General features: G+C 60.7%; 22 protein-coding genes. 6 read left to right on the top strand and 16 right to left on the bottom strand.

The genetic code is table 11. From position 1 onward, the window contains the following. Positions 1-32: 32 nt before the first annotated feature. The 8 genes from ACGYK4_RS09980 to ACGYK4_RS09945 form a co-directional block, all read right to left on the bottom strand. Positions 33-497, bottom strand: a complete 465-nt coding sequence (locus ACGYK4_RS09980; RefSeq protein ID WP_394456275.1) for a hypothetical protein — start codon at positions 495-497, stop codon at positions 33-35. A gap of 82 nt (positions 498-579) precedes the next feature. After that, positions 580-927, bottom strand: coding sequence for a hypothetical protein (locus tag ACGYK4_RS09975; RefSeq protein WP_394456274.1), 348 nt, complete (start codon positions 925-927; stop codon positions 580-582). A 237-nt stretch (positions 928-1164) separates the two neighbouring features. Then, entirely contained in the window at positions 1165-2262 is a 1098-nt protein-coding gene (locus tag ACGYK4_RS09970) for an AAA family ATPase (RefSeq protein WP_394456273.1), read from the bottom strand. A 633-nt stretch (positions 2263-2895) separates the two neighbouring features. Continuing rightward, positions 2896-4131 (bottom strand): tyrosine-type recombinase/integrase, encoded by a 1236-nt coding sequence (locus ACGYK4_RS09965; protein WP_394456272.1) that lies wholly within the window; start codon positions 4129-4131, stop codon positions 2896-2898. A gap of 357 nt (positions 4132-4488) precedes the next feature. Further along, complete coding sequence (locus ACGYK4_RS09960) at positions 4489-5241, bottom strand: ABC transporter ATP-binding protein (protein ID WP_394456270.1); 753 nt, start codon at positions 5239-5241, stop codon at positions 4489-4491. Then, entirely contained in the window at positions 5238-6182 is a 945-nt protein-coding gene (locus tag ACGYK4_RS09955) for an iron chelate uptake ABC transporter family permease subunit (protein WP_394456269.1), read from the bottom strand. The genes ACGYK4_RS09960 and ACGYK4_RS09955 overlap by 4 nt, the downstream gene beginning before the upstream one ends. After that, the gene (locus ACGYK4_RS09950; RefSeq protein ID WP_394456267.1) at positions 6172-7119 is read right to left on the bottom strand and encodes an ABC transporter permease; all 948 of its coding nucleotides are present in this window, start codon (positions 7117-7119) and stop codon (positions 6172-6174) included. The genes ACGYK4_RS09955 and ACGYK4_RS09950 overlap by 11 nt, the downstream gene beginning before the upstream one ends. A 4-nt stretch (positions 7120-7123) precedes the next feature. Next, positions 7124-8014: a siderophore ABC transporter substrate-binding protein gene (locus ACGYK4_RS09945; RefSeq protein ID WP_394456266.1), complete on the bottom strand. Its 891-nt coding sequence runs from the start codon at positions 8012-8014 to the stop codon at positions 7124-7126. Positions 8015-8118: 104 nt separating this feature from the next. Between ACGYK4_RS09945 and ACGYK4_RS09940 the strand changes: the two genes are divergently transcribed. Then, a complete protein-coding gene (locus ACGYK4_RS09940; RefSeq protein WP_271691913.1) occupies positions 8119-8406 on the top strand; it encodes a DUF2218 domain-containing protein in 288 nt (95 codons plus the stop codon). An 83-nt stretch (positions 8407-8489) separates the two neighbouring features. On the opposite strand, the gene ACGYK4_RS09935 is transcribed toward ACGYK4_RS09940, so the two are convergent. After that, the gene (locus ACGYK4_RS09935; RefSeq protein ID WP_394456264.1) at positions 8490-10469 is read right to left on the bottom strand and encodes a TonB-dependent receptor domain-containing protein; all 1980 of its coding nucleotides are present in this window, start codon (positions 10467-10469) and stop codon (positions 8490-8492) included. Between the two features lie 448 nt (positions 10470-10917). Here ACGYK4_RS09935 and ACGYK4_RS09930 point away from each other — a divergent pair, with 448 nt between their 5' ends. The 4 genes from ACGYK4_RS09930 (at position 10918) to ACGYK4_RS09915 (ending at position 14839) form a co-directional block, all read left to right on the top strand. Then, positions 10918-11979, top strand: a complete 1062-nt coding sequence (locus tag ACGYK4_RS09930; RefSeq protein WP_394419725.1) for an extracellular solute-binding protein — start codon at positions 10918-10920, stop codon at positions 11977-11979. Positions 11980-12040: 61 nt separating this feature from the next. Then, positions 12041-13126 carry an ABC transporter ATP-binding protein gene (locus tag ACGYK4_RS09925; RefSeq protein ID WP_394456262.1) on the top strand — a complete coding sequence of 362 codons (1086 nt, stop codon included), beginning with the start codon at positions 12041-12043 and terminating at the stop codon, positions 13124-13126. Continuing rightward, entirely contained in the window at positions 13126-13983 is an 858-nt protein-coding gene (locus ACGYK4_RS09920; RefSeq protein WP_209217402.1) for an ABC transporter permease, read from the top strand. Before ACGYK4_RS09925 ends, ACGYK4_RS09920 begins: the two co-directional genes overlap by 1 nt. Positions 13984-13987: 4 nt before the next feature. Next, entirely contained in the window at positions 13988-14839 is an 852-nt protein-coding gene (locus tag ACGYK4_RS09915) for an ABC transporter permease (RefSeq protein ID WP_394456260.1), read from the top strand. Between the two features lie 41 nt (positions 14840-14880). Here ACGYK4_RS09915 and ACGYK4_RS09910 read toward each other — a convergent pair whose 3' ends face one another. The 5 genes from ACGYK4_RS09910 to ACGYK4_RS09890 all read right to left on the bottom strand — a co-directional run bounded on the left by ACGYK4_RS09910 (position 14881) and on the right by ACGYK4_RS09890 (position 20673). Further along, entirely contained in the window at positions 14881-15447 is a 567-nt protein-coding gene (locus tag ACGYK4_RS09910; RefSeq protein ID WP_394456258.1) for a poly-gamma-glutamate hydrolase family protein, read from the bottom strand. Between the two features lie 22 nt (positions 15448-15469). Next, positions 15470-16405, bottom strand: a complete 936-nt coding sequence (locus ACGYK4_RS09905) for a class II glutamine amidotransferase (protein ID WP_394456257.1) — start codon at positions 16403-16405, stop codon at positions 15470-15472. A gap of 164 nt (positions 16406-16569) precedes the next feature. Further along, complete coding sequence (locus ACGYK4_RS09900; RefSeq protein ID WP_209217398.1) at positions 16570-16857, bottom strand: SH3 domain-containing protein; 288 nt, start codon at positions 16855-16857, stop codon at positions 16570-16572. 60 nt (positions 16858-16917) lie between these two features. Further along, positions 16918-19314 carry a PAS domain S-box protein gene (locus ACGYK4_RS09895; RefSeq protein ID WP_394456255.1) on the bottom strand — a complete coding sequence of 799 codons (2397 nt, stop codon included), beginning with the start codon at positions 19312-19314 and terminating at the stop codon, positions 16918-16920. A 210-nt stretch (positions 19315-19524) separates the two neighbouring features. After that, complete coding sequence (locus ACGYK4_RS09890) at positions 19525-20673, bottom strand: alpha-D-ribose 1-methylphosphonate 5-triphosphate diphosphatase (protein WP_394456253.1); 1149 nt, start codon at positions 20671-20673, stop codon at positions 19525-19527. A 47-nt stretch (positions 20674-20720) separates the two neighbouring features. Here ACGYK4_RS09890 and ACGYK4_RS09885 point away from each other — a divergent pair, with 47 nt between their 5' ends. Beyond that, on the top strand, positions 20721-21398 hold the full coding sequence (locus tag ACGYK4_RS09885) for a DUF1045 domain-containing protein (RefSeq protein WP_394456251.1): 678 nt from the start codon (positions 20721-20723) through the stop codon (positions 21396-21398). Here the strand turns inward: ACGYK4_RS09885 and phnN are convergent. Beyond that, positions 21374-21922 (bottom strand): phosphonate metabolism protein/1,5-bisphosphokinase (PRPP-forming) PhnN, encoded by a 549-nt coding sequence (gene phnN, locus ACGYK4_RS09880; RefSeq protein WP_394456250.1) that lies wholly within the window; start codon positions 21920-21922, stop codon positions 21374-21376. The genes ACGYK4_RS09885 and phnN overlap by 25 nt on opposite strands. Then, positions 21919-22602 carry a phosphonate C-P lyase system protein PhnL gene (gene phnL / locus ACGYK4_RS09875; protein WP_394456248.1) on the bottom strand — a complete coding sequence of 228 codons (684 nt, stop codon included), beginning with the start codon at positions 22600-22602 and terminating at the stop codon, positions 21919-21921. The genes phnN and phnL overlap by 4 nt, the downstream gene beginning before the upstream one ends. Between the last annotated feature and the right edge of the window lie 13 nt (positions 22603-22615).

Genomic DNA, 22615 nt, shown 5'->3' with positions numbered 1-22615 from the left:
CACACAGCGCCACAGCGGCCCGTACAGCGCGCCTATGCATCTTGACGACCACCGCGAACCCACGTCAGGCCATACGCTACAGCACCGCTATGCATCGCTATATTAATCATCGTGCTATTGGCTTTGGGATGGCCGTTATCTCTGCACCATGCAGCCGCCGCATTACCGCTTGGGAACACCATGCCATTGCTTGCCTTGACCGGCTGGCCGGGGGGCTTGCCTTTAACCAGTGCCACGCGGTGAGGAATGGGCGGGGCAATACGATACCAGCTACCGGTCTCGATATACTTGCGCCAACCTTCGGGCAGCGGTGCAAACGTGCGCAATAGCTGGTGGATATAATCACGCGCCTCAACACCAGCACCACGCCCATGCTCAACAGCCAACGCACCAAGCGCCCCGGTCAATACCATGCGTCGAGCATGGGGATACCTGAGCGCAATGAACGCACGTAGGTCTTCCACCATACGGCCCGCCTGATAAGCCTCTACTTCCATGGGGTCGCCCTGTGTCGCCATATACTCGGTAGGCCCAAACCATCGGTTGAGCGGTTTGGTGTCGTGCTGGCCGATGTTATCCTTACCCACTGAGCACCGCCCAGTCAGGTAGATCGTCAGGGCTAAAGGTTTGATCGTTCCAGCCCTGCACCACGCGGATAGTCTCAGTATTGCTAGGCGGGTTGCCAGTATGCGTGCCAATAGCCATGCGCCAGCCAACCTTCGGCTGGGTGCCCTCAGCGGCTTCAAACCATACCGTTGTACCCGGCATAAACTCTTGCCCGTTGTCGTCGCGGGTCAGCTTACCGCCACGCCGGAATGAACAGGCAAACGTGACAGGCGCACCATAGCTAGGCTGGCCGTATGGGTCGGTCGTCTTGGACCAACAGGTAAACGTGTTTGTGTAATCGAAGTTTGAAAGCTTGGTCATGGCCTGAATATACCAAAGACCAAATCACCGCGCCAAAATTGAGTGCAAAGCTAAAAGTAACAGTCCCTGTTATTTCTGCTTGTGGGCGCGTTACCTACACCCTCCCTAAAGGGAGGGGGTGTGGGGTAACGCCCACGCAAAAATAGATAACAAGGGGGGGTGATGGGCAAGATATTGAAATAAAAGGAAGAATATAAGAGTAACGCCCCGGAGTTTGAATGGGGCGTTACATAGGCGTTACTTGGGAAATACAGCCGAGTTATCGGTCTTACCTTCCACCTGAATTACGTCGATACCCTCAAGGTGGGACAGTGCATCGGACATGGACTTGCGTATAGTCCCCGGTTGCTTACCCTCATTGAGATCAACGGTTTTCCAAGCGTCTCGTAATTCGCCGTAAGTCGTGCCGTCACCGATCAGCGCAAGCATCGCGGTTTGCGTCGACGTTAGACTATAACGCTGATAGTCAAGAACAAGGTTGGCTGCGTTCTCGCCGTCAGCATCCTTGCAGCCAAGGTCAACAACTCGCGCCGCAAGCTTGATATCATTAAACGGCTTAGCGTTTTTGACCTTCCCCTTACCTGCCCGCATGGTCAGGGTTACTTCATCACCGCGACGAACCGCCATAGCCATCATGTCGATATTGCCAAGTTTTGCTTGGCTACCCATCCATGTGCCGCCCTCTTTCGTAGTGTGGTCAATCACCAGAACGGCTAGACTCGGAAACCTCTTCGTCAGATCGACCAATGCCTTAGTATACGCCGTAACCGTGTTCTTATTATCGTCAGGCGCTGTTTGGGCATAGGTATCGAATATGACCAGTGCGGGATCGTCGCCAGTCGCGGCCTTCATCTCTTCCAGTTCGGCTACAATTGGATTTGGAATATAGTCGCCACCAGAAACGCCAAACATCAGACCTTCCAGTATCTCTGTTCTATGTCCCCTGAAGCCTTTCGTAATATCAGGGGCCATGGAAATGATTTTCAAATGTTCAGCCCTGATACCACGATCCCGCTCCCATGCGATACGACGCCCATGAAGACCTGAACCACCTTCTGCCGATACATAGAGCACGGGGCCTTTGCGGACATTCCTGCCGCACCAGCTTGAACCGGTCGCCACGCAACAGGCAATATCGAGCGCGACGTAGGACTTCATGCTGCCCGGTTCCCCGTAAATCCATGCGATACTGCTGGTCTCCATTAGCTTGGAAATAGTCCAAGGTTTGGCGACATAGCTTTCGAACACTGCATCGCTGGACCAATTCTTGATAGTATCTGCTTGAGGCATACCTTCACCGTCCGCCGGGGCGGTTTTCTGAGTTTGATTTTCCATGGTGATTACCCCCGCTGCCGCTCAATAAAGGCTTTGACAGCATCTGCCTCCCAATGATCGACACCTTCAATCATCAAGGGTTCTGGAAAGTCGAAATCGTTGTCGGGATTCGTCCATCTTTGCCATGTAGCTCGATGAATGGGAAAGCCAAGGTGGCCAGTTAGGCATTCATCTTTTGATAAGTAGAACTTGTCGTTAATCTCTCGCATATCAGTTACCCCGCTGGCTTTCGAGCCATGTTTCGACTTCGGCTATTGGGTAGAATTTTTTGCCTTGGACTCGCATTGGGGTAGGGAACCCCTTTTTGGGGTCTCTTTCAATTCGTGCCTGTGTCATGGCTGACCATGGAACAAGATAGGCTAGAAGTTCGGTTGTGCTCGCCCATTTCTGAGCTACTGGTTTGCTATTGAAATCGTCGGTTGCCATATTAGGGAGGCTCCTATACTATGGCCTTGTCGTAGGTAGATATTCGACATAAGGCCGTTTCTGTTTCGGGTGCTCCAACACCCGTTTCGGGCGGCCTTTCGTTTAGCCGCATGGACTATATAACATACCCCCTCAGGCGCGCGCAAAACGCCTAAACGCCATCAAATAAGGGGTTTTGGTGGAGATCACGGAATCGTGATAATTGCTTCAATCTTTTTTCTTGCAAATAGATGCGATTTCTGAATCCCACGCCTCAAGCGCTGCCTGCTTTTCTTCTGCAAAGTCGTGGTGGTCGTACACCGCAAGAATTCCCTGCGGTACGTGCCCTATAACCAATTCAGCAACATGCGGAGCCACCTTTAACGCTGACAGTCTTGTGCGCATGGTCCTGCGCAGGTCATGGGGTGTCCAGTGCCCCCATCGCGCGTCATCAGTGGCTCCTAGTGCTTCAGCATGGCGCATCACGGCACGCCATAGAGCAGAGTTCGACACTGGCATTCCCGGCGATGCCTCAAAGATATGTCCAGACGGCGGGGCGCTTCTGCGCTTTTGTAGCCGCCCCAGTTCCGCCTTGGCTGCATCTATCAAGCTGAGCGCCGTATCTGATAGGTACACTTCATGCGCTGTTTCAGTTTTTCCTCGTCTATCTGCTGGGATGGTCCAGAGCCGCCCGGTGATTTCATTATCGCGCATGCCTGCGACTTCGCCGGGGCGCTGACCGGTCAAAAGGATCATTTTGAGCGCAAGCGCCGATAGCTTGTGCATCCCGCATGCTTCGACGTTGGCCCAAAAGTATGCGATTTCGTCGTCGGTAAGAACGCGACCGCGCTTCACGGCTTTGAGGGGGTCTCTCTTACCTGCGACTTTAATTGACTTGGGTTTCAGGCCCGCCAAGGGGTTGGCAGGGATCATGTCACGATCAGTGGCATAGTCCATGAGCAGCCGTGAGTAGGTAAGTAGTTGCGCCGCTGCCCGTGGCGTTTTCTCGGCCTTTGCTTCAATTATTTCAATGAAGTCTCGCCGCCGTATGTCCGCGACCTTCATGTCACCTAGGCTGGGCACTACATCATTGCGCATGTAGCCGTTAATTGCGCTGAAACTCTTCAGGCCGGTGGCGTGCTTACCTAGCCACTCTTCCGCTAGTGTGGCGATTGTGGGGGCGTCACGCTTCTTTCTGCGGGCCAGCGCGGGGTCGTCGCCCTCAATCACACCCGATTGAATCTCGCGGGCTTTTTCTCGCGCTTCCTTAAGGGGTATAGCAGGATAATCGCCAAGCAGCATGCGGCGCTGCTTTCCCGCTGCTCGATAGCGCACAGTCCAAGATTTTTTCCCAGTCGGCTGGACGATCAGCGCTAGCCCCGGAAGCAGGGTATCTGCAATCTGCTGTCTTTTGTCGGAAGCCTTCAAGTTCTCGACTGTTCTCGGTGTAAGCTTAACGGCCATGAATTACCCCTTGCGAGCGCCCCAGAGTGGCGCGGGGGCACACTTTCGGGGCACAGAATACGTGATAACACACTATGCAGCTTGGTAGTGCTTGGCGCAAGTTTTTAGATTAAATCTAAAGATAACAATGGCATGAGTGTGCGTCTTGGTGGGGATTGGTTCGGCTTGATATGGTGATGCAATCGCCTGTTAATCAATTGGTCGTAGGTTCGATCCCTACCGCCGGAGCCAACTTCTCCTAGAGAAGAATTAGATTAAGCCGCCTACTTAGGCGGCTTTTCTCGTTCTCAGGAGGGGATAGAACGCTCCTTTCCTGCAGCGCAAAAATGGGATGCGGCATTAGCCAATCGCCCCCCCTCAAACAGCCACCACAACCGTATCCCCAATACGATGCACCCGAGCCGAGGTCCCATAAACCTCCGAAAGCATCGCATCCGTCACGACCTCGCGCGCTGCGCCGTGATGCGTGATCCGTCCGTCCTTCATCGCCACGATTTGATCGGCGTAGGCGGCGGCGTAATTGATATCGTGCAGCACGATCACGATGGTCCGGCCATGGGTGCGGGCGAGGTCTTGTAATGTGTGCATCAGGCCGCGCGAGGCCGCGATGTCGAGGTTGTTAAGCGGCTCGTCGAGCAGGATATAATCGGTCTCCTGCGCAAAGGTCAGGGCCACCTGCGCGCGCTGGCGTTGACCGCCTGACAGCGTGTCGAGGCGGCGTTCGGCGAGGGGGGCAAGGTCGAAGGTCGCCAGTGCTGCCTCTACCTTTTCGCGGTCTTTGGCGGTCGGACGGCCCTTGTGGTAAGGGTAGCGGCCAAAGCTTACCAACTCGCGAACCGTCAGCAGGGGGGCCGCATCGCTGGTTTGGGGCAGAATGGCCAAGCGTCGGGCCAATGCGTCGTTCGCGCAGGCGCCGATTTGCAGGTCATCGACCATGATCTGTCCGTGCTGAAGCGGGATCAGCCGGGCGATCAGCGACAGAAGCGTCGATTTCCCCGCGCCGTTGGGGCCGATCAGTGCGGTTATTCCGCCGCTCTGCAAGGTCAGATCAATCTCGCGCAGGGTCGGCTTGCCGTCCCGGTCGTGGTTCAGGTCACGGATGGTGATCATCTGGGTTTCCTCCGCAGCAGCAGGATTAGAAAGACAAGGCCGCCAAGCACATCGACGATGACGACAAGCGGGGTCGAAGAGCGCAGGGCGCGCTCCAGCACCATCTGCCCGCCGACCAGCGTGATGGCCGATACCAGTCCCGCCGAGGGCAGCATGACGCTATGAAACATCACCGGAGTGATCTGCCGCGCCACGCTGACCACCAAGAGGCCGAGAAAGGCCATCGGCCCCACCAGCGCGGTCGAGACCGAGACGAGGATCGACACGAGGACCAGCACTTGGAACATGCCGCGCTTCGGGTCTTCGCCGAGGTTGACGGCGCTTTCATCGCCCAGCGACAGCACGTCGAGCCGGTGGCGCATCCGCCAAGCGGCGATCAGCGCGCCGCCGGTCAAGAGGGCGGCGAGGGTGAGCAGCGGGGTATCGACCCGGCCAAAACGGGCAAAGGCATTGGCCTGCACGACCATGAATTCATTGGGGTCGATGACCCGTTGCAGAAAGCTTGAGACCGACCGGAACAGCCCGGCAAAGATGATGCCCGTCAGGATCATGCGAAACAGATCATGCCCGCCGCGGCGCAAGAGCGTGCCGAAAAGCGCCAGTGCGGCCCCCATCAGCAGGAGGCTGTTCACCAGAAACTGCGCGATTTCGGGCAATTGGGTAAAAGTCTGGCCGCCGATTACGAAGATCAGCACCGTCAGCGTCAGCAGATAAAGCGCATCGAACCCCATGACGGAAGGGGTCAGAATGTGATTGCGGGTGATGGTCTGGAACAGCACCGTGGCGGTCGAGACGGAGACGGCGACCAGCAGCAGGGCGATCAATTTATTGGCGCGAAACGATAGGACAAAGCCCCAGTTCCCCCGCGCCCCCAGCCCGAGGTAGAGCGCGATGCAAAGGCCCAGCAGCGCCAGAAGCCACCAAAGACGCTTAGGATACATGGCGTTTCGGCCCATGCAGCAACCACAGGAACAGCAGGGCGCCCACCACGCCGAATACCGTGCCCACGGGGATCTCATAAGGATAGCGGATCAGCCGCCCGAAAATGTCGCACAGCAGCACGAGGCTCGCGCCGGTCATCGCGGTGAGCGGCAGGCTCCGCCGTAGGTTGTCGCCTGCCAGCCGGGCCACGATATTGGGCACGACCAGCCCGACAAAGGGGATCAGACCCACTGTCACTACGGTTAGGGCGGTGACGATGGAAATGGCCAGCAGCCCCAGCACCATCGTCTGCCCATAATTCAGGCCAAGGTTGATGCTGGCCGTGCGGCCCATGCCGATGATCGCGAATTGATCGGCGGCGAGATAGGTCAGTGCCGCCACCAGAGCCACCAGCCAAAGCAACTCATACCGGCCCTGCAACACGCCGGAGAACTCACCGTTCATCCAAATCTCGACATATTGCAGCAGGTCTGCCTGATAGGCGATGAAGGTGACCGCCGCGCCGAGGATGCCGCCGTAGATCAGCCCCACCAGCGCCACCAGCAGGGGCTGGGTCGGGGGCAGGCGCTGCACGATGGCCAGAAACCCCGCGCCCGCCGCAAGGGCGGTGAGGGAGGCGAGAACCATCTTAACGAAGATGGAGGCCCCCGGCGCGAAGAGGGTGACCAAAAGAATGCCAAGCGCTGCGCCTTGGCCCGTGCCCGCGGTCATCGGTTCGACGAACCGGTTGCGCACCAGCATCTGCATGATGGCCCCGCTCACCGCCAAGGCCCCGCCCGAGATCACCACGGCGATGGTGCGCGGCGCGCGGCTGACCACCAGCAGCTCCAAGGCCGCCGGATCAGACCAAAGCGCCGCCCAAGACAGGTCGATCACCCCGACAAAAAGCGAGGCGACCGACAGGATCACGAGGAGACAGGCAAGGGCAAGCGCCACAGGCTTACTGCTCCGTCAGGGCGGCGTTGATCTCATCCAGCGTGCGGGTCATCGACTGGATGCCGCCGCCTGCGATGTAGATGGGCGCGGCGCTCAGATGCACGACTTGGCCAGTCTTCCATGCGGTCGTCTCATGCACCAATGCGTTGTCGAGCGTGGCACGCGCGCCTTCGCTTTCCTGACCGATGGCGGCCATCCGGTCGATCACCAGCAGGATGTCAGGGTTGGCCTCGCGGATGAATTCAAAGCTGATCGCCTCACCGTGGTTGGCCATCTCGACATCCTGCACCGCTTCGGGCAGGCCGAGCGCCTCATGCAGCCAGCCAAAGCGCCCGCCGATGCCATAGGCGCTGATCTTCGGCCCGTTGGTCATCACGATAAGCGCGCGGCCCTTGCCCGCCAGCGCGTCTTTGGTCTGGGCGAGTTTGTCCTCGAAGGCCGCCGTCAGAGCTGCGGCCTCTTCCTCTTTGTCGAAAACCTTGCCGTAGGCCTCCAGCCGGGCAAGCCCTTCGCCGATGGTGTCTTGCCAAATGGTCATGTCCAAGGTGGGCGCGATCCGCGCCAGCTCCGGTACCTGTTCGGAGCTCCGGCCCCCGGCGATGATCAGGTCGGGGTTCAGGGCGAAAAGCGCTTCGTAATCCGGCTCGAAAAGGGAGCCGATGACCTCAGTACCCGCTGCCGCGTCTTCGAGGTAGGGCAGATAGACCGGGCGCACCAAGCCCTGCGGTGTGACGCCGAGCGCGATAAGGCTGTCGAAGGCCGCCAGATCGTAGACCGCCACCGTGGCGGGGGTAAGCGGCGCTTCGGCAGGGCCACGGGCTGTGTCGACGGTCACGGTCTCGGCCAGCGCGGGCGTGGCGAAAAGCAGGGCCAAGAGGGCAAGGGGTTTGATCATAGCGGTAACTCTTTCATCAAAGGGGTGGGGGAGCCGGGCCGGTGTTTACCATTCCAAAAGCCCGGCTTAGGACTAAGGCAGAAAATGCATCCGGAGAGAGCGCCATGCCGACGACCACAGGATTTTACCAGACCGAGAACGGCTCGAAATACTTGCAGCAGCTGTGCAAGCATTTTGGCCACAAGATCGAGACATCTTACGACAGTGAGAAGGGCTGGGCCGCTTTCGAGATGGGCACGGCCTATATGACGGCGGACAGCAAGGGCCTCACGGTCACGGCGACGCTCGACGATCCTGAGATGGTGCCTGCGCTGCATAGTGTCATTGACCGGCATCTTGAAACTTTCGCCTTCCGGGAAGCAGAGAAGAACATGGTTTGGACGGTCGAATAGACCACCCTTCACAGAAAATCCCGGCGCCGTAATGGGCGCCGGGTAAAAGGCCGAACCGGGGTCCGACCAAGCCTAGCCTTTGATCAGAAGACGATCTCGGCGCTGAGGCGGATAGAGCGGCCGGGCTCGGTCAGCGGCTCCACTTCGCCCACGAACTCTTGGCCATAGGTTGCGCGGCTGCTGTATTGCTCATCGAAGAGGTTGTTCACCTCGGCGCGCAGGGTCAGGTTGTCCATCCGCTTGGGCGTGTATTCGGCAAAGACATTGGCGATCGTGTAGCCGTCCAACTCCGGCCCGCTGCCGCCTGTGGCGGCGTCATAAGTATCGTCAAAGTCGAAGGCCACCTGCACATCGCCACCCAAGAGAACCCCGTTGTTCAAACGATGCGCCACTTGGAAGGTCAGGAAATCGCCCATCGGCATGGTCAGGTAGTTGCCGTAGTAGGAGTCGGCAGACCGGCCATTGATCTCGGTGTCGATACGGGCAAAGCCAGCGCGGAAGAAACCATCTTCCCATGCGGTGCCTAGACCCAGTTCAAAGCCGCGCGATTGCACATCCGCCGTGAAGGCAGGGCCACCGCGATAGCTGGCGGCGCGGGCGTTGTCGATGTTGGTGGCGAAAAGCTTGCCGTCGACGACCCATGCGCCCATGGTGTAATTCGCGGCAAGGTAGAGGTTGTCGGCGGTGACTTCCTCGATGCCGGAACCATAGTCCCACGCGGGGTTGAGGATATAGTTCTCGGCCAGTTCCAGACCGCCCCAGACGTGGGAATAGCCCGCGCTGATCGTTAGGTCGTCCGAGACGTCATATTCGCCCGAGATATTGCCCGAGAGGCCCGATTCAGACTGCGAGGAACCGTCGGTTCCCTCGAAATCCTGAAAATCGGCCCGCGCCCCGAAGGACAGCCGCGTATTGCTTGTGGGCTCCATCCGCGCTTGGGCGAAAAGACCGATATTGCTGAGCTTCTCCGTCGCCGCCTCACGCGCGCCGGAGGAGAGGGCGAGATAGTCCAGATCGGCTTCGTCGGAGTAGAAGTCGAGACCTGCGTTCAACTCACCCCAGCTCAGTGCGAAACGGTTTGAGAATTCGCCACTCAGGCTCATCGTCTCACCGCTGGTGATCGAATTGGTCGAAAGCTCGGACTCGTCGTTAACCAGTTTGGTCCCGCTATAGGCCAGCCGCGCGGTGGGGTTCCACATCGCCGTCGGCGTGGTGTCGCTGTAGCTCAGGACGATATTGGTGCGTTCCAGATCATAGGGGCGGTCTGCGGGAAGCGGGCGGCCCCCGACGATGGCACCGAGGTTCGCCCGGTAGGGCCGGATTTCATCATCGACCACCCGTTCGTAAGACAACTCAACTCGGTCGCCGCTTTGCGCCTCATAGGCCAGTTTGCCCAGCCCGCTAAGCAGGTCAGTGCCCGAACCGATGATCTCGTCGCCATTGCCATCTTCGCGCAGCCCGCCTTCGGCGACCTTTGCAAAGCCGAGGTATTCAAACCCGCCCTCGCGGCCATAGACCGACAGGCTGTTCGAGAAGATGTCGCCGTTGCTGTCGTATTCCAGCTTGTAGCGCCCGCCAAAGGTCTCACCCGGGGCCAGCAGGTCGCTCGCGTCTTTGGTCTCATAGGCTAGCGCGCCGCCCAAGGCGCCGGGGCCGGCATCGGCCGGAGCCACGCCGGGGTCGACGCGGGCGGCTTTCAGCAGCGCGGGATCGATCAGCGTGGTGGTGTTGTGGTGAAACACCTTGTTGTTCTGCCGCGCGCCGTCGATAGAAATGGCGAGGTTGTTCTCCTCGATCCCGTTCACATAGACCTTCTGCGACATCGGGATCGAACTGCCGACCGCAATGGTGGGCTCGGCCACGAAAAGTTCGGACAGGTCCGCAGGATTGCTCAGCGCCAGCCCTTCGCTGGAAATTGAGATGTCATCGTCTTCCATCCCCGGAACGGCTGGCATCTCAAGGACGATGGTGCCCAGGAATGCTTCGTCGTTATTGCTCTGCGCATGGCCTGCGGCGGGAATCATCCCCGCGGCGAGGCAAGCAAATGCATGTGTCGGCTTCATTAAAGTTCCCCTTACTTAAAATGCCCGGAACCAGAAAATGACCCCTCAGACGGCTTTGCGGCGATTCCTTATAGAAACCGTCAGGAATCTCAAGAGGCTTGGTTTGAGCGTGGGATGACCTGTGTCTTTTGGGTAAATTTGGGAGAATGCCGGACGCGGCCGGGGCCACGTATCCCCCATAGAAAGTGGGGAAGAGCGGGCGGCTATGACTGTGAAGGGGGCTTGCCCACGCAGGCCCAAAAAGCACAGGCGGCTTCGTCAGCCGCCCGACCCATAGCCGCAGCCGTCCAAAGCAACCCTGCCAAAACAAACGGCATTTTCCGCCTCTGTCACAAATCTTTTGCATTCTCAGGCCACAAGGAGCCGCGATGCGTCGAAGTATAAATTGACCAACTGGTCTAACGCGCGCATTCTGCCGACAATGAGTACACTAGAAAGAGGATTTCCCATGACAAAAACCATTCTGCTGGCCGGCACCATGCTGGCGGGGCTCGCCTCCGTGGCCCAAGCCGACACGCTGCGCCTTTTGACATGGGGCGGCTACGCACCTGAGGACGTGGTCGCGAAATTCGAAGAAGAGACGGGCCATACCGTCGAAGTCACAAAATCCAACAACGAAGAGATGATCGCCAAGCTGCGCGCCACGGGCGGCGGTGGTTTCGATCTCGCCCAGCCTTCGCAAGACCGCATCATGGGCCCGCAGATGGAATTCGGCATCTACAAGCCGATTGATGTCTCCAAGCTGAACAAAGAGCTTTTCATCCCCTCCATGCTCGACGCGACCATGGCCAACACCACCGTGAACGGCGATGTCTATGGCGTGCCGCACGTCTGGGGCACCTCCGGTCTGGTGATGAACACCGCCGAAGCGGGTGACACCGTCAAGGATTACACCGACCTCTGCGCGCCCGAAGTGGCAGGCAAAGTCTCCTACCGCCTGAAGCGTCCGACGCTGATCGGTTTCGCCTTCGCCATGGGTGAAGACCCCTTTGCCGCCTACGACGACGAGGCGAAATATGCTGAGATCATGGGCAAGGTCGAAGAGAAGCTGATCGAATGCAAAGAGAACGTCAAAACCTACTGGGGCGGCGGCGATGAGCTGATGAATCTGCTGCGCTCGGGCGAGGTGACCGCCTCCATGGCATGGGACACCGGCGGCTGGAAGCTGAACGACGACAACGCCGACATCACCTTCGTGGCCCCGGCCTCGGGTGCGCTGGGCTGGATCGACACCTTCGTTCTGCCCGCCAAAGGGCAGGCCGATGATGTGGCTTATGAGTGGATCAACTTCGTCATGCAGCCGGAAATCGCGGCGATGATCACCGCAGCGGCGGGCAACTTCACCGCCTCCGCAGGGGCGGATGAGTTTGCCGAAGACAGCCTGAAGGCCAAGTATCAGAACAGCTTCCCGCAAGAAGCCGTCGACAATATCAAATGGTATCCGCCGGTGCCCGCCGGTCTGGAAACCATCGAAGGCGAAGTGCTGGACCGCGTCCAAGCTGCCAACTGATAACTGACCCTACGAGCGGCACCCTCATTTCGGGGGTGTCGCATCTTTATACGGAATTCACATGACCCCAGATCTGGAATGCGTCGACCTCGTTAAGCGGTTCGGCGATACCACCGCTGTTAACAACGTCTCCTTCACGGTGCCGCCCGGCAGTTTCTTCTCCATCCTCGGGCCTTCGGGCTGCGGCAAAACGACGATCATGCGGATGATCGCGGGGTTTCTCGACCCTAGTTCCGGTGACATTCGGATCAAAGGCGGCTCGGTGCTCGACACGCCGCCGAACAAGCGCCCGGTGAACATGGTGTTCCAGCATCTGGCGCTTTTCCCGATGATGACGATTGCCGAAAATATCGGCTACGGGCTGCGCCGTCGCGGCATGCCCAAGGCCGAGATCGCGCGCAAAGTCGACGAGGCGCTTGACCGGATCGGCCTGCCGGGCATCGGCGCACGCAAGGCGGATGAGCTTTCGGGCGGGCAGAAACAACGGGTCGCCATCGCGCGCTGCATGGTGTTGGAGCCTGACGTGCTGCTGCTGGATGAGCCGCTGGGGGCGCTGGACCTCAAGCTGCGCGAACATATGAAGGTTGAGCTTAAGGCCCTGCAAGCCGCCTTTGACACGACATTCGTCTATATCACCCACGACCAATCCGAAGCGCTCGTGATGTCCGACCAAATCGCGGTGATGAGCAATGGCCAGTTCGAGCAGGTGGGCCGGGGTCAAAACCTCTACTACCGCCCCGAAACGCCCTTCGTCGCCGGTTTCATCGGGGAATCGAACCGCTGGAAGGGCCGGATCGAACGGGTGGAGGGCGACGCCCTGCAACTGCGCACCGACAGCGGGCTTGCCATGCGCGCCACCGGCGTGGGCCTTGTCCAAGGGGCAAAGGCCGAGATTTTCGTGCGGCCCGAATCCATTCGGCTGGCTGCCAGTGCCGATGCGCTGTCGGGGTTCGACAATCAGCTAAAGGGCACCGTCACCAGCCTGTTGTTCAACGGCGCGGCTTCCCGCGTCTTGGTGCAGGATGATGTGGGCGAGACGCTCGAAGTCACGCTGCCGCAATCGGGGGAGTTCTCAAGCCTGAAACGCGGCGACGTGGTGCATATCGGCTGGGGCGCGGGGCAGGCGACCTGCTTTGGGGTCGCGTGATGCGCAGCCAATCTCGACTGACATTCTACCTGCTGCTGACGCCCTTGGTGCTGTGGCTGGGGCTTTTGATCATCATCCCGCATATCGACATGCTGCTGATCTCGCTGCGCGAGCGGATCAGCTTTGGCGTCTATGAAACCAGTCTGGCGCAATATGAAAAGGCGCTGACCGAACCGCTGTATTTGCGCACCTTCTGGCGCACGGCGGTGATGTCGGTGCTGGCAACCGCGCTGACGCTGCTGATCGCCTTTCCAGTGGCCTATTACATCGCCAAAATGGCCAAGGGGCGGCTGCAGCAGGTGTTGTTCCTGCTCTGCCTGATCCCATTCTACGTCTCGGAACTGGTGCGCACCTTTGGCTGGATGATCCTGCTGCGCGAGACGGGTCTCGTCTCGAACCTGTTGCAATGGGTGGGGCTGGCCGACCGTCCGGTCGAGTTGCTTTATACGGATGCCACGATGATGGTGGGGCTGGTCTATACCTCTATGCTCTTCATGGTGGTGCCGCTTGTCACCACGCTGGAAAGTCTCGACGACAGCGTGATCGAGGCGGGCTATGATCTGGGCGGCAGCGGGCTTTCCGTCCTGCGTGAGATCATCATCCCCCATGCGATGCCCGGCATCGTGTCGGGCTGTATCGTGGTCTTCATGCTGAGCTTGGGCAACTACCTGACGCCGACGATGCTGGGCGGCAAGGACAGTCTGTGGTTCACCGAAATGATCTATAACCAGTTCATCGTGCGCTCCAATTGGGAGCTGGGCGCCGCCTTTGGCTTTATGCTTTTGGTGCTGTCTTCGGTGATCGTCTGGGGGATGCTCTGGCTGACGGGCCGGACCCTCAAGGAAACGATGGGGTGATCCAATGATCCCGACAATCCCGCAATCGCGCAGCTTTCGCATTGTCTATGGTAGCTATGTGGCGCTGTTCTTTCTCTATCTGGCCCTGCCGCTGACCGTGGTGGCGGTCTTCGCCTTCAACGACAGCCAGTTCCCCTCCCTCCCGTGGGAGGGGTTCACATGGAATTGGTTCTTTGGCGAGGAGCGCCCGCAGATCGGCGTCTTTCACGAGCGCGGCATTCTGCGCGCGGTCGGCACCTCGGCCTTTGTGGCGCTTTGCGTGGCCGTGCTTTCCGTCTGCGTGGGCACGACCAACGCCTTTTTGTTCAACCGCTATGAGTTCCGTGGCAAGGGGTTCCTCTATGTGCTGATGCTGCTGCCGCTGGTGATCCCCGGCATCGTCTTAGGTATCTCGGTGCTGGTGTTCTCCTCAACACTGGCCAATGGCGTCTGGGACTTGGCGCAGATCGACATTCAGGCGCTGCGCCCCGGTCTGCTTTTGGTGATCTTGGGGCAGTTCAGCTTTATCACCACCATCGCCACGCTGGTGATCTCGGCCCGGTTGCAGAAATTCGACCGGACCTTGGAGGAGGCGGCGCTGAACCTTGGCGCGGACCGTCTGACGGCGGTGCGCACGATCACGCTGCCCTTCCTCGCGCCTGCGATGGTCGGGGCCGTGGTGGTGGCGTTTTTGATGAGCTTTGAGAACTTTAACACCACGCTGATGCTCGTGGGCTCCGACGCGCCGCTGACCATCGCCATGTTCGACCGGCTGAAAGAGGGGTCGACCCCACTGCTGAACGCCGTGTCGCTGCTCTTGATGCTGGGCTCGTCGCTTTTGGCGCTGCTGGTGATCCTGTTCCAGAAAAAGGGTTAAGCCCCCTCGGCAGGCCCGCCAGCCGGGCCTGCCGCTTTCGGCTAGAGTGCGGCACGCACCGCCCGGCTGAACCTTTCAAGCGAATCCGCATCCTCCGCCAAATGGCGTCTCAGCGACCGGGGCAGTTCAAGCTGCACCCCTGCGCCCTTGCGGGTGCGGTTGCAGATATTCGTCTCATGCAGGCCGGGCAGGGTGGTGTTTACCTCCGCCCCGAAGCCCGCCCTGCGCAGGGCGGAGCCGATGGCATCGCGCATCGCCTTGTCCCGCCCGCCAAGCCATACGGTTTGGGTGCCATCGTCCTTGCGGCCATGCACGGCGACGGCCCCCTCGGCGCTGCCGACAAGCGCCAGCGCCTGCGGCTCATCGAAACGGTGCGAGGTGATGTGAAAATCCCCATGCGCCCCGGGCTTTAGCGCCTCGAAGACATAGAGCGACAGGTCGCGCCCCGCGATGGCCTCGGCGATCAGGCCCGTCTCGGGTTCGATCGTGCCGCCATGCGGGGCCAGAATGACGACCGCGCTGCCGCGGTCCTCGGCCCGGATGCGGTAATCGACGCCCGCGACCATCTCGGCGGAGAGGTCGGCAAAATTCTGGAAGCGATCTGCCATAAAGGCTCCTGTTAAATGGCGGTTACACGTCGAGCTTGCGGACCGTTTTGCGGATCAGCCCATCCTTCCGCTCCAGAAACACGATCTCGCCGAATTCGATCTTCAGCCATTCCTCCGCGTTTTCGGTCAGCGGCTCCGACGCAAGGATGGCCGAGGTCGCCTCCCCCTCGGGGCAGGCGTCGATGTCATAGGTGTTCGCATAGTCCCGAAAATTCGCCCCGGTCAGCAGGTAAATCGGCTCAAGCAGCATGGAGAGGGGCAAATCCTCATCTCGCAGCTTTTGCCAATCGCCGGTAACATCCGTCTCACCCTCATGGCCGCAGCCAAAGTTCACGCCGATGATCCGTTCCTTACTGACCAGCGCAATCTTGAGCTTTGTGAGCGCGGCGAGGTCAAGGTCACGGGCGGCTTTGCAGATCACCTGCAACAGCTTTTCGAACCCGCGCTGCACGTCTTCGTCGCTGTCGCCCTCCAGCAAGGACAGCAGCAGCACATAGAGGAATTCCGTATCCGTCGTGCCGCGCATCTGGGTGAGGTATTGGTCTTTGCAATGGGGCAGGAGTTCGCGCTGCAACTGCCGCCAATGGGGCAGGGCGCCGTTCTGGGCGATGATCCACGGCGTATGGTCAAAGGAGAATGGGTGGCAGTTCTCATCGGCCTGCACCACGCTGGCGTCATAAGAGGCCGCGCGGATATGCGACAGCAGGGTATGGGCCTGAAGGCTAGGGATCACCGATTTGGCGTTGTCGTCGTGAAAGGCGGCCTTGGGCCGGTGGTAGCACAGCGGCGCTTCGGGGTGCAGCAGATGGTCGCTCCAGGCGGCGAAACCCCATCCGGCCAGTTGCAGGCTCGGGTGCAGTTCCGGGTCGAGGCTTTGGTTCAGCAGGCTGTTCTCAGGCGCAAGGAGCAGCGACTCGATTGGCAGTTCAGGTCCGATATAGGCGAGGAAGCGGCACATGGTTTTCCTTACTCTTGAGATATTTCAGCGACTTCGAAAAAGGGTGTGAAGGGCTGAGATAGAGCAAGGCGCGCGAAAATCGACTTAGGACGCGGCAGCGCGGTCAGGGCAAGGTGTCCGTCGGCTGTGGGCGGCCCTGCAAACGGGCCACCCGAGGTTATAAATCAGATGTCAGAGATATAATCCGCCGAGACATAGCCCTGCACCTCAGGCGCATCGGCCAAGGAGACGCGGCACCACAATTGTCCGATCTCGGTCACGCAGTCGCGGCGGTTCAGGACGGTGCCGTCGGGCAGCCCCATGATGATCCCGAAATCCAAGCCCGGCCCGGACCGCAGTTTCAAAAGCTCATCCGGCCCGGTGCGGTGGACCATGACGCGGTCACTGGCCACGCCCGCGCAACCAGCGATGAACATAGCGGTGGAAACGGCTGCGAATGTAATGCTGCGCATGATCTGCCTCTCTTTTGTTTTCTTTCTCATAGATCGAAAACCGGGCTGATCCTAGCCGCCTTATTCCGCCGCCGTCTTGCACTGCTCCAACGCCCGTTTCAACGAATGTTCGTCATAGGGTTTCATCAAGCTGACATAGCGCCCCGCCTCTGCATCGCCTTCGGCATATTCCCGCGGATCGGCACCCGAGGCGATGATCACGGCGATTTCGGGGCGCAGCTGCGTCACATGCCGCACCAGTTCCATGCCAGAGCCATCGGGCAGGCCAAGGTCGGTGAACATGACATCGAACCGCTCTGCCTGAAGGCTGCGTTCGGCGGCGGCGACGCTGTCGGCCTCGGTCACGGCATAGCCCAGATCAGAGAGCATATCCGCCGTGGCCATGCAGATCAGCGCATCGTCTTCGACCAGCAGCACCTTGGGCGCGTCATCGGCGCTCGGCGCGGTCTCTGCCGCTGGCGGGGCGGTCTCGGCATTGGTTTGGCGCGAGAGGATCTCATGGATTTTCAGCGCCAGCCGCTCGCGGGTGTAGGGTTTGCTCAGCAGGTCGACCCCTTCGTCGAGCCGTCCGGCATGAACGATGGCGTTCTGCGTATAGCCCGAGGTAAAGAGCACGCCGACATTCGGCAGATGCGCCTTGGCCTCGCGGGCAAGCTCGGGGCTGCGGATTTTGCCGGGCATGACCACATCGGTGAACAGCAGGTTGATCTGGACCCCGCTTTCCACGATCGCCAGCGCACTGTCCGCATTCTCGGCGGTAAGCACGCCATATCCAAGATCGCGCAGTTGATCGACGGCAGTCTCACGCACGGCGGCATCGTCTTCGACCACAAGGATCACCTCGCCACTGCCGGTGGGCGTGTCGGTGGTGGCGGGCAGCGGGGCGCTTTCCTCCTTGCGCTGTGTGCGTGGCAGGTAGACCCGCACGGTCGTGCCTTGCTTCTCTTCGCTGTAAAGCTTGATGTGCCCGCCGGATTGTTTGACGAAACCGTAGACCATGCTGAGGCCCAGCCCCGTGCCCTCTCCGGTCTCCTTGGTGGTGAAGAAGGGGTCAAAGACCTTCTCCATGATCTCGGGCGGGATGCCCGCGCCGGTATCGGTGATCGCCAGCATGACATATTGGCCCGGCGCCACGTTCGGATGGTTCTGCGTATAGGCATCATCCAGCGCGGCATTGCCCACTTCGATCGTCAGCTTGCCGTGATGAGCCATTGCATCGCGCGCGTTGATGGCGAGGTTTAGGATCACGTTTTCCAACTGCGCCGGATCGACAAGACAGTTCCACAGGCCCCCCGAGATCACCGTCTCGACCTCGATCCCTTCGCCAAGCGTGCGGCGCAGCATGTCGTCCATGCCCCGCACCAATCGGCCAAGGTTCTGCGGTTTCGGCTCCAAGGGCTGCTGCCGCCCAAAGGCCAGCAACTGCGCGGTGAGCTTGGCCCCGCGCGACACGCCTGCCATGGCATTGTCGACGAACCGCCGCTTGGCGTCGCCCTCGGGCAGTTCTTTCGACAAGAGTTGCAGGTTACTGCCCACCACTTGCAACAGGTTGTTGAAGTCATGCGCGATGCCGCCGGTCAACTGGCCCACGGCTTCCATCTTTTGCGCCTGCACCAATTGCGCCTCAAGCCGGTCCCGCTCGGCCATGGCTTCTTCGATCTTGGTTTTCAGCGCGTTGTTGAACTCGATCTCGGCATTGCGGGCGCGCAGTTCTTCGCGCAGGTCGCGTACCTCGATCACCGTGCCCACGGTCTTGCCGGTCTCGTCCTTCATCGGGGAGGCGGTGAAACCCACGGGGTAGAAGCTGCCGTCCTTATGGACAAAGGTCTCTTCCCCTTGGGTCTGGTGGTTCTCGGGAAAGGCCCGGTCGATGGCGCAGTCTTCAATGGGGAAATGCCGCCCGTCGGGATGGGTGTGGTGGATCACATCATGCAACGGTCGGCCTGCGGTTTCCTCGAACCGATAGCCGGTCAGCTCTTCGGCGGCGCGGTTCATGAAAACGCATTGCTGTTTGTCGTCCATCATGAAGATGGCCATCGTCGTGTTGCTCAGGATGGCGTCCAGCCGGGCCGAGACTTTGGTCAGCGCCGCGTTGGCCTCTTTTTGTTTCGTGATGTCCTGAATGGCCGCGTAGAGGACCGTGTCATTCTCGGTCACGATCAATTGCAGATGGGTCAGCACGTTATAGCGCGACCCGTCCTTGCGTTGGTGGATCGTCTCATATTCCAGCGCCGTCTTCTCACCGCTCAGCAGCGGTTGGACGAGATCCAGAAACGCCTCGCGCGAGAGTTCGGGCTTGATGTCCCAAGCCGCCATGCCGCGCAGCTCATCCATCGAATAGCCAAGGTTCTCCCGCGCGCCGCGATTGGCGAGGGTGAAGGTGAAATCTTCGACTGAAAACAGGTAAACTTCGCTGGCCGCATCTTCGACGATCTGGCCAAGGCGATCACTCGCCAATCTGAATGCTTCTCGCACCACTTTCCTCAAACTTGTCGGCCATGATGACCGGCTAAATTGTTACTGCAAGATGCAGGTTTGTTTAACCTAGCCTTATGGAGGGACAAGACGAGGGCAAAAAGCCACATTCGTACAAGGGGCGGGTTTTTGCGCAGATAGGTGGGAGGGGCACCCGCCGGGGCCGGCGGATGCGCAGGGGGCAGGGCGCCGTTACGCCACGCGGTTGCCCATGGCATAGACCGCGCGCAGGATCGGCGCCTCTTTCATGATGTCAAAGAGGATCAGATCGGCCCGCGCGCCCAGAGCGATCTCGCCCCGGTCGGTCAGCCCCACATGATGCGCGGGCGTGCGGGTCACGGTAGCGAGCCCGCGTGCCATATCGCCCCATAGGTTGCCCAGTTGCACCGCGCCCAGCAAAAGGGCTGCGGGCACATAGTCGGACGACAGGATGTCGAGCAGGTCCAGTTCCGCCAGTTCCTTGGCCGCGACATTGCCCGAGTGCGAGCCGCCGCGCACGAGGTTGGGCGCGCCCATGATCGTGGCGATGTCTTGGGCATGGCACGCCTCTGCCGCCTCGCGGGTAGTGGGGAATTCGGCCAGCCGCACGCCATGGGCGTGGCTGGTCGCGACCTGTTCGGCGGTGGTGTCATCATGGCTGGCCAGCGCCGCGCCATAGCGCGCCGCCGCCGCGACCGCTGCCGCCTCATGTCTCGCGCCAAGCCGGTCCTGCAACCCATGTAGGAAGGTGACGTAATCGCCGAAATCCTCCCGCGGCAGGCCGTTCTTGCCGCAGACGTAATCTTCGAACTTTTGCACGTCGCGGAATTGCCGCTGGCCGGGGGTGTGATCCATCAGGCTGACGATGCCGACCTTGTCGTCGGGGCCAAACTCGGCCAGTTCTTCTTCCAGTGTTTCGGAACAGATTTCGGCGCGCAGGTGGATATGGTGGCTGATCGCCAGCGCCCCGCTGTCGCGCATCATCAGGATCTCATCGGCCATGTCGCGGGCGTACTTCCCGTAACGTTTGCGCCCTTCGTCCGACAGGATCGACCCCACCCGGATCGCATCGAAAACCGTGGTGATCCCGGTGCCTGCCAACTCGCGGTCATGGGCGATGATTGCGGCACGGTGCGGCCAGTCGACCTTGGGCCGCGGCTTCATGTGGCGCTCTAGGTTGTCGGTATGCAGCTCCACCAGCCCGGGGGCGAGGTAGCGCCCCTCGCAATCGATCGCCCCCTTGGGCAGGGCGGTGCCTTCGGCGATATCGGCGATCACCCCGTCGCGCAGCACCACGCTGCCGGGGATCACCGCATCGGGCAGGATGATTTTAGCATTGGCGAGAATGGTTTCTTTTGTCATGTGAAGGTCACGCTTGTTGCGCATCCATGGATGCAGGGAGAAGATGAATGAAGTTCGACCGCTACGCGATCTATTACACGCCCAAGGGCGCATTGGCCGAGGCTGGGGCCGCTTGGCTGGGGTGGGATTTGGCGCGCGGGCGTGCCGTGGCACATCCTGAGGTCGCGGGGCTGGACGTGGCCGCGCTGACCCAGACGCCGCGCAAATACGGGCTGCACGCGACGGTCAAACCGCCGTTCGTACTGGCCGAAGGCACATCGGCTGACGGGTTGCTGGCCAAGTTCAAGACGCTTTGCACGCGGCTTGCGCCCGTCGCGCTGGATGGGCTGGCGCTCACCCCGCTGGGCCGGTTTCTGGCGCTGACGCCCGAGGGGGACACCGCCGCGCTCAACGCCATGGCCGCCGAGGTGGTGCGCGGCCTTGATACTTTCCGCGCGCCGCCGACCGAGGCCGATCTGGCCCGCAGGCGTCAGGCCAATCTGACCCCGGTGCAAGAGGCCAACCTCAGCCAATGGGGCTACCCTTATGTGATGGAGGCGTTCCGCTTTCACATCACCTTGACCGGCAAACTGCCCAAGGGCGATCTGCCGCAGGTCACCGCAGCGCTCGCCCCCTATATCACGCCGCATCTGCCGCAGCCCTTCGTGCTGGACAGCCTGACACTGGTGGGGCAGGCCGAAGACGGTATGTTCCATGAGGTTCACCGCGCGGCCCTTTCGGGATAAAGCGCCGCCAGCGCCAGTGCCACGGTTTGCTTCAGCGGGCCGGAGTTGTCGATCTCGATGGCGGCGATATGGTCGGGCAAGACCCGTTCGGCGCGCGCCAGCCGGGCGGTGATTTCCGCTTCACTCTCGCGCCCACGGCCCCGCAGTCGCGCGGCCAGCACTTCGGGCGCGGCGGTGAGCGACAGCACCTCGAACCGGTCAAACCTGAGCTTCGCTTCGGTCAACACCGCGCGCGAGAGGTTGGCCAGCACGTCGCGCCCCTCGGCCAGCGCCATATCGGCCGCGATGGGAATGCCATAGCGCAGCCCATGCGCGGCCCAGCTGAGGGCAAAGGCGCCTTCCGCCTCCAGCCGCAGGAACGTGTTCTCGTCGATCCCGTCGAAGTCTTCGCCGCCCGCTTCGCTGGGCCGGGTGATGGCGCGGCGGGCGAGGAAGAGGTCGGGCCGCGCTTCCGCCAGCGCTGCCATCACGCTGTCCTTGCCCACGCCCGATGGCCCCACCACCGCGATGAAACGCCCGCTCATGCGGCCAGCCCGGGGGTGAAGCGGGTCACGTCCACTTCGCGGTCGCAGATTTGGTCGCGGGCGGCTTCGTCATGGAAAATGCCCAAGATCGCCGTGCCGCGGGCCTTGGCCTCTTCGATCAGCGCCAGCACCGTGGCGCGGTTGGTGGCGTCAAGGCTCGCCGTCGGCTCGTCCAGCAGCAGGACGGGGTAGGGATGCGCAAAGCCGCGCGCGATGTTCACCCGCTGCTGCTCACCGCCGGAAAAGGTCGTGGGGCTGAGCTGCCAAAGTCGTTCGGGGATGTTGAGTTGTGCGAGCAATTCTCCGGCCCGCGCCCGTGCCTCGGCCTCGCTGCTGCCCACCGCGCGCAGCGGCTCGGCCACGACATCCAGCGTCGCCACCCGCGGCACGACGCGCAGGAACTGGCTGACATAGCCTAGCACATGACGGCGCAGCTCCAGTATCTCGCGCGGGGCGGCTTGGGCGACATCCAGATCGCCCACCATGATCCGGCCCGAGGCGGTCAGGTAGTTGCCATAGATCATCCGCATCAGCGTCGATTTCCCGGCGCCCGAAGCGCCGGTCAACGCCACACATTCGCCCCGCGCCACGGTCAACTCACCGCTCCGCATCACCGGGATCACCGCAGCGCCCTGATTGTGCAGGGTGAAGGATTTGCTTACATTTTCCACGCGTATCATGGTTTAGCCTTGT

The organism is Sulfitobacter sp. 1A13368 (assembly GCF_043557275.1).
GTDB lineage: Bacteria > Pseudomonadota > Alphaproteobacteria > Rhodobacterales > Rhodobacteraceae > Sulfitobacter > Sulfitobacter faviae.
This window is presented reverse-complemented; position numbering and strand designations above follow the sequence as displayed.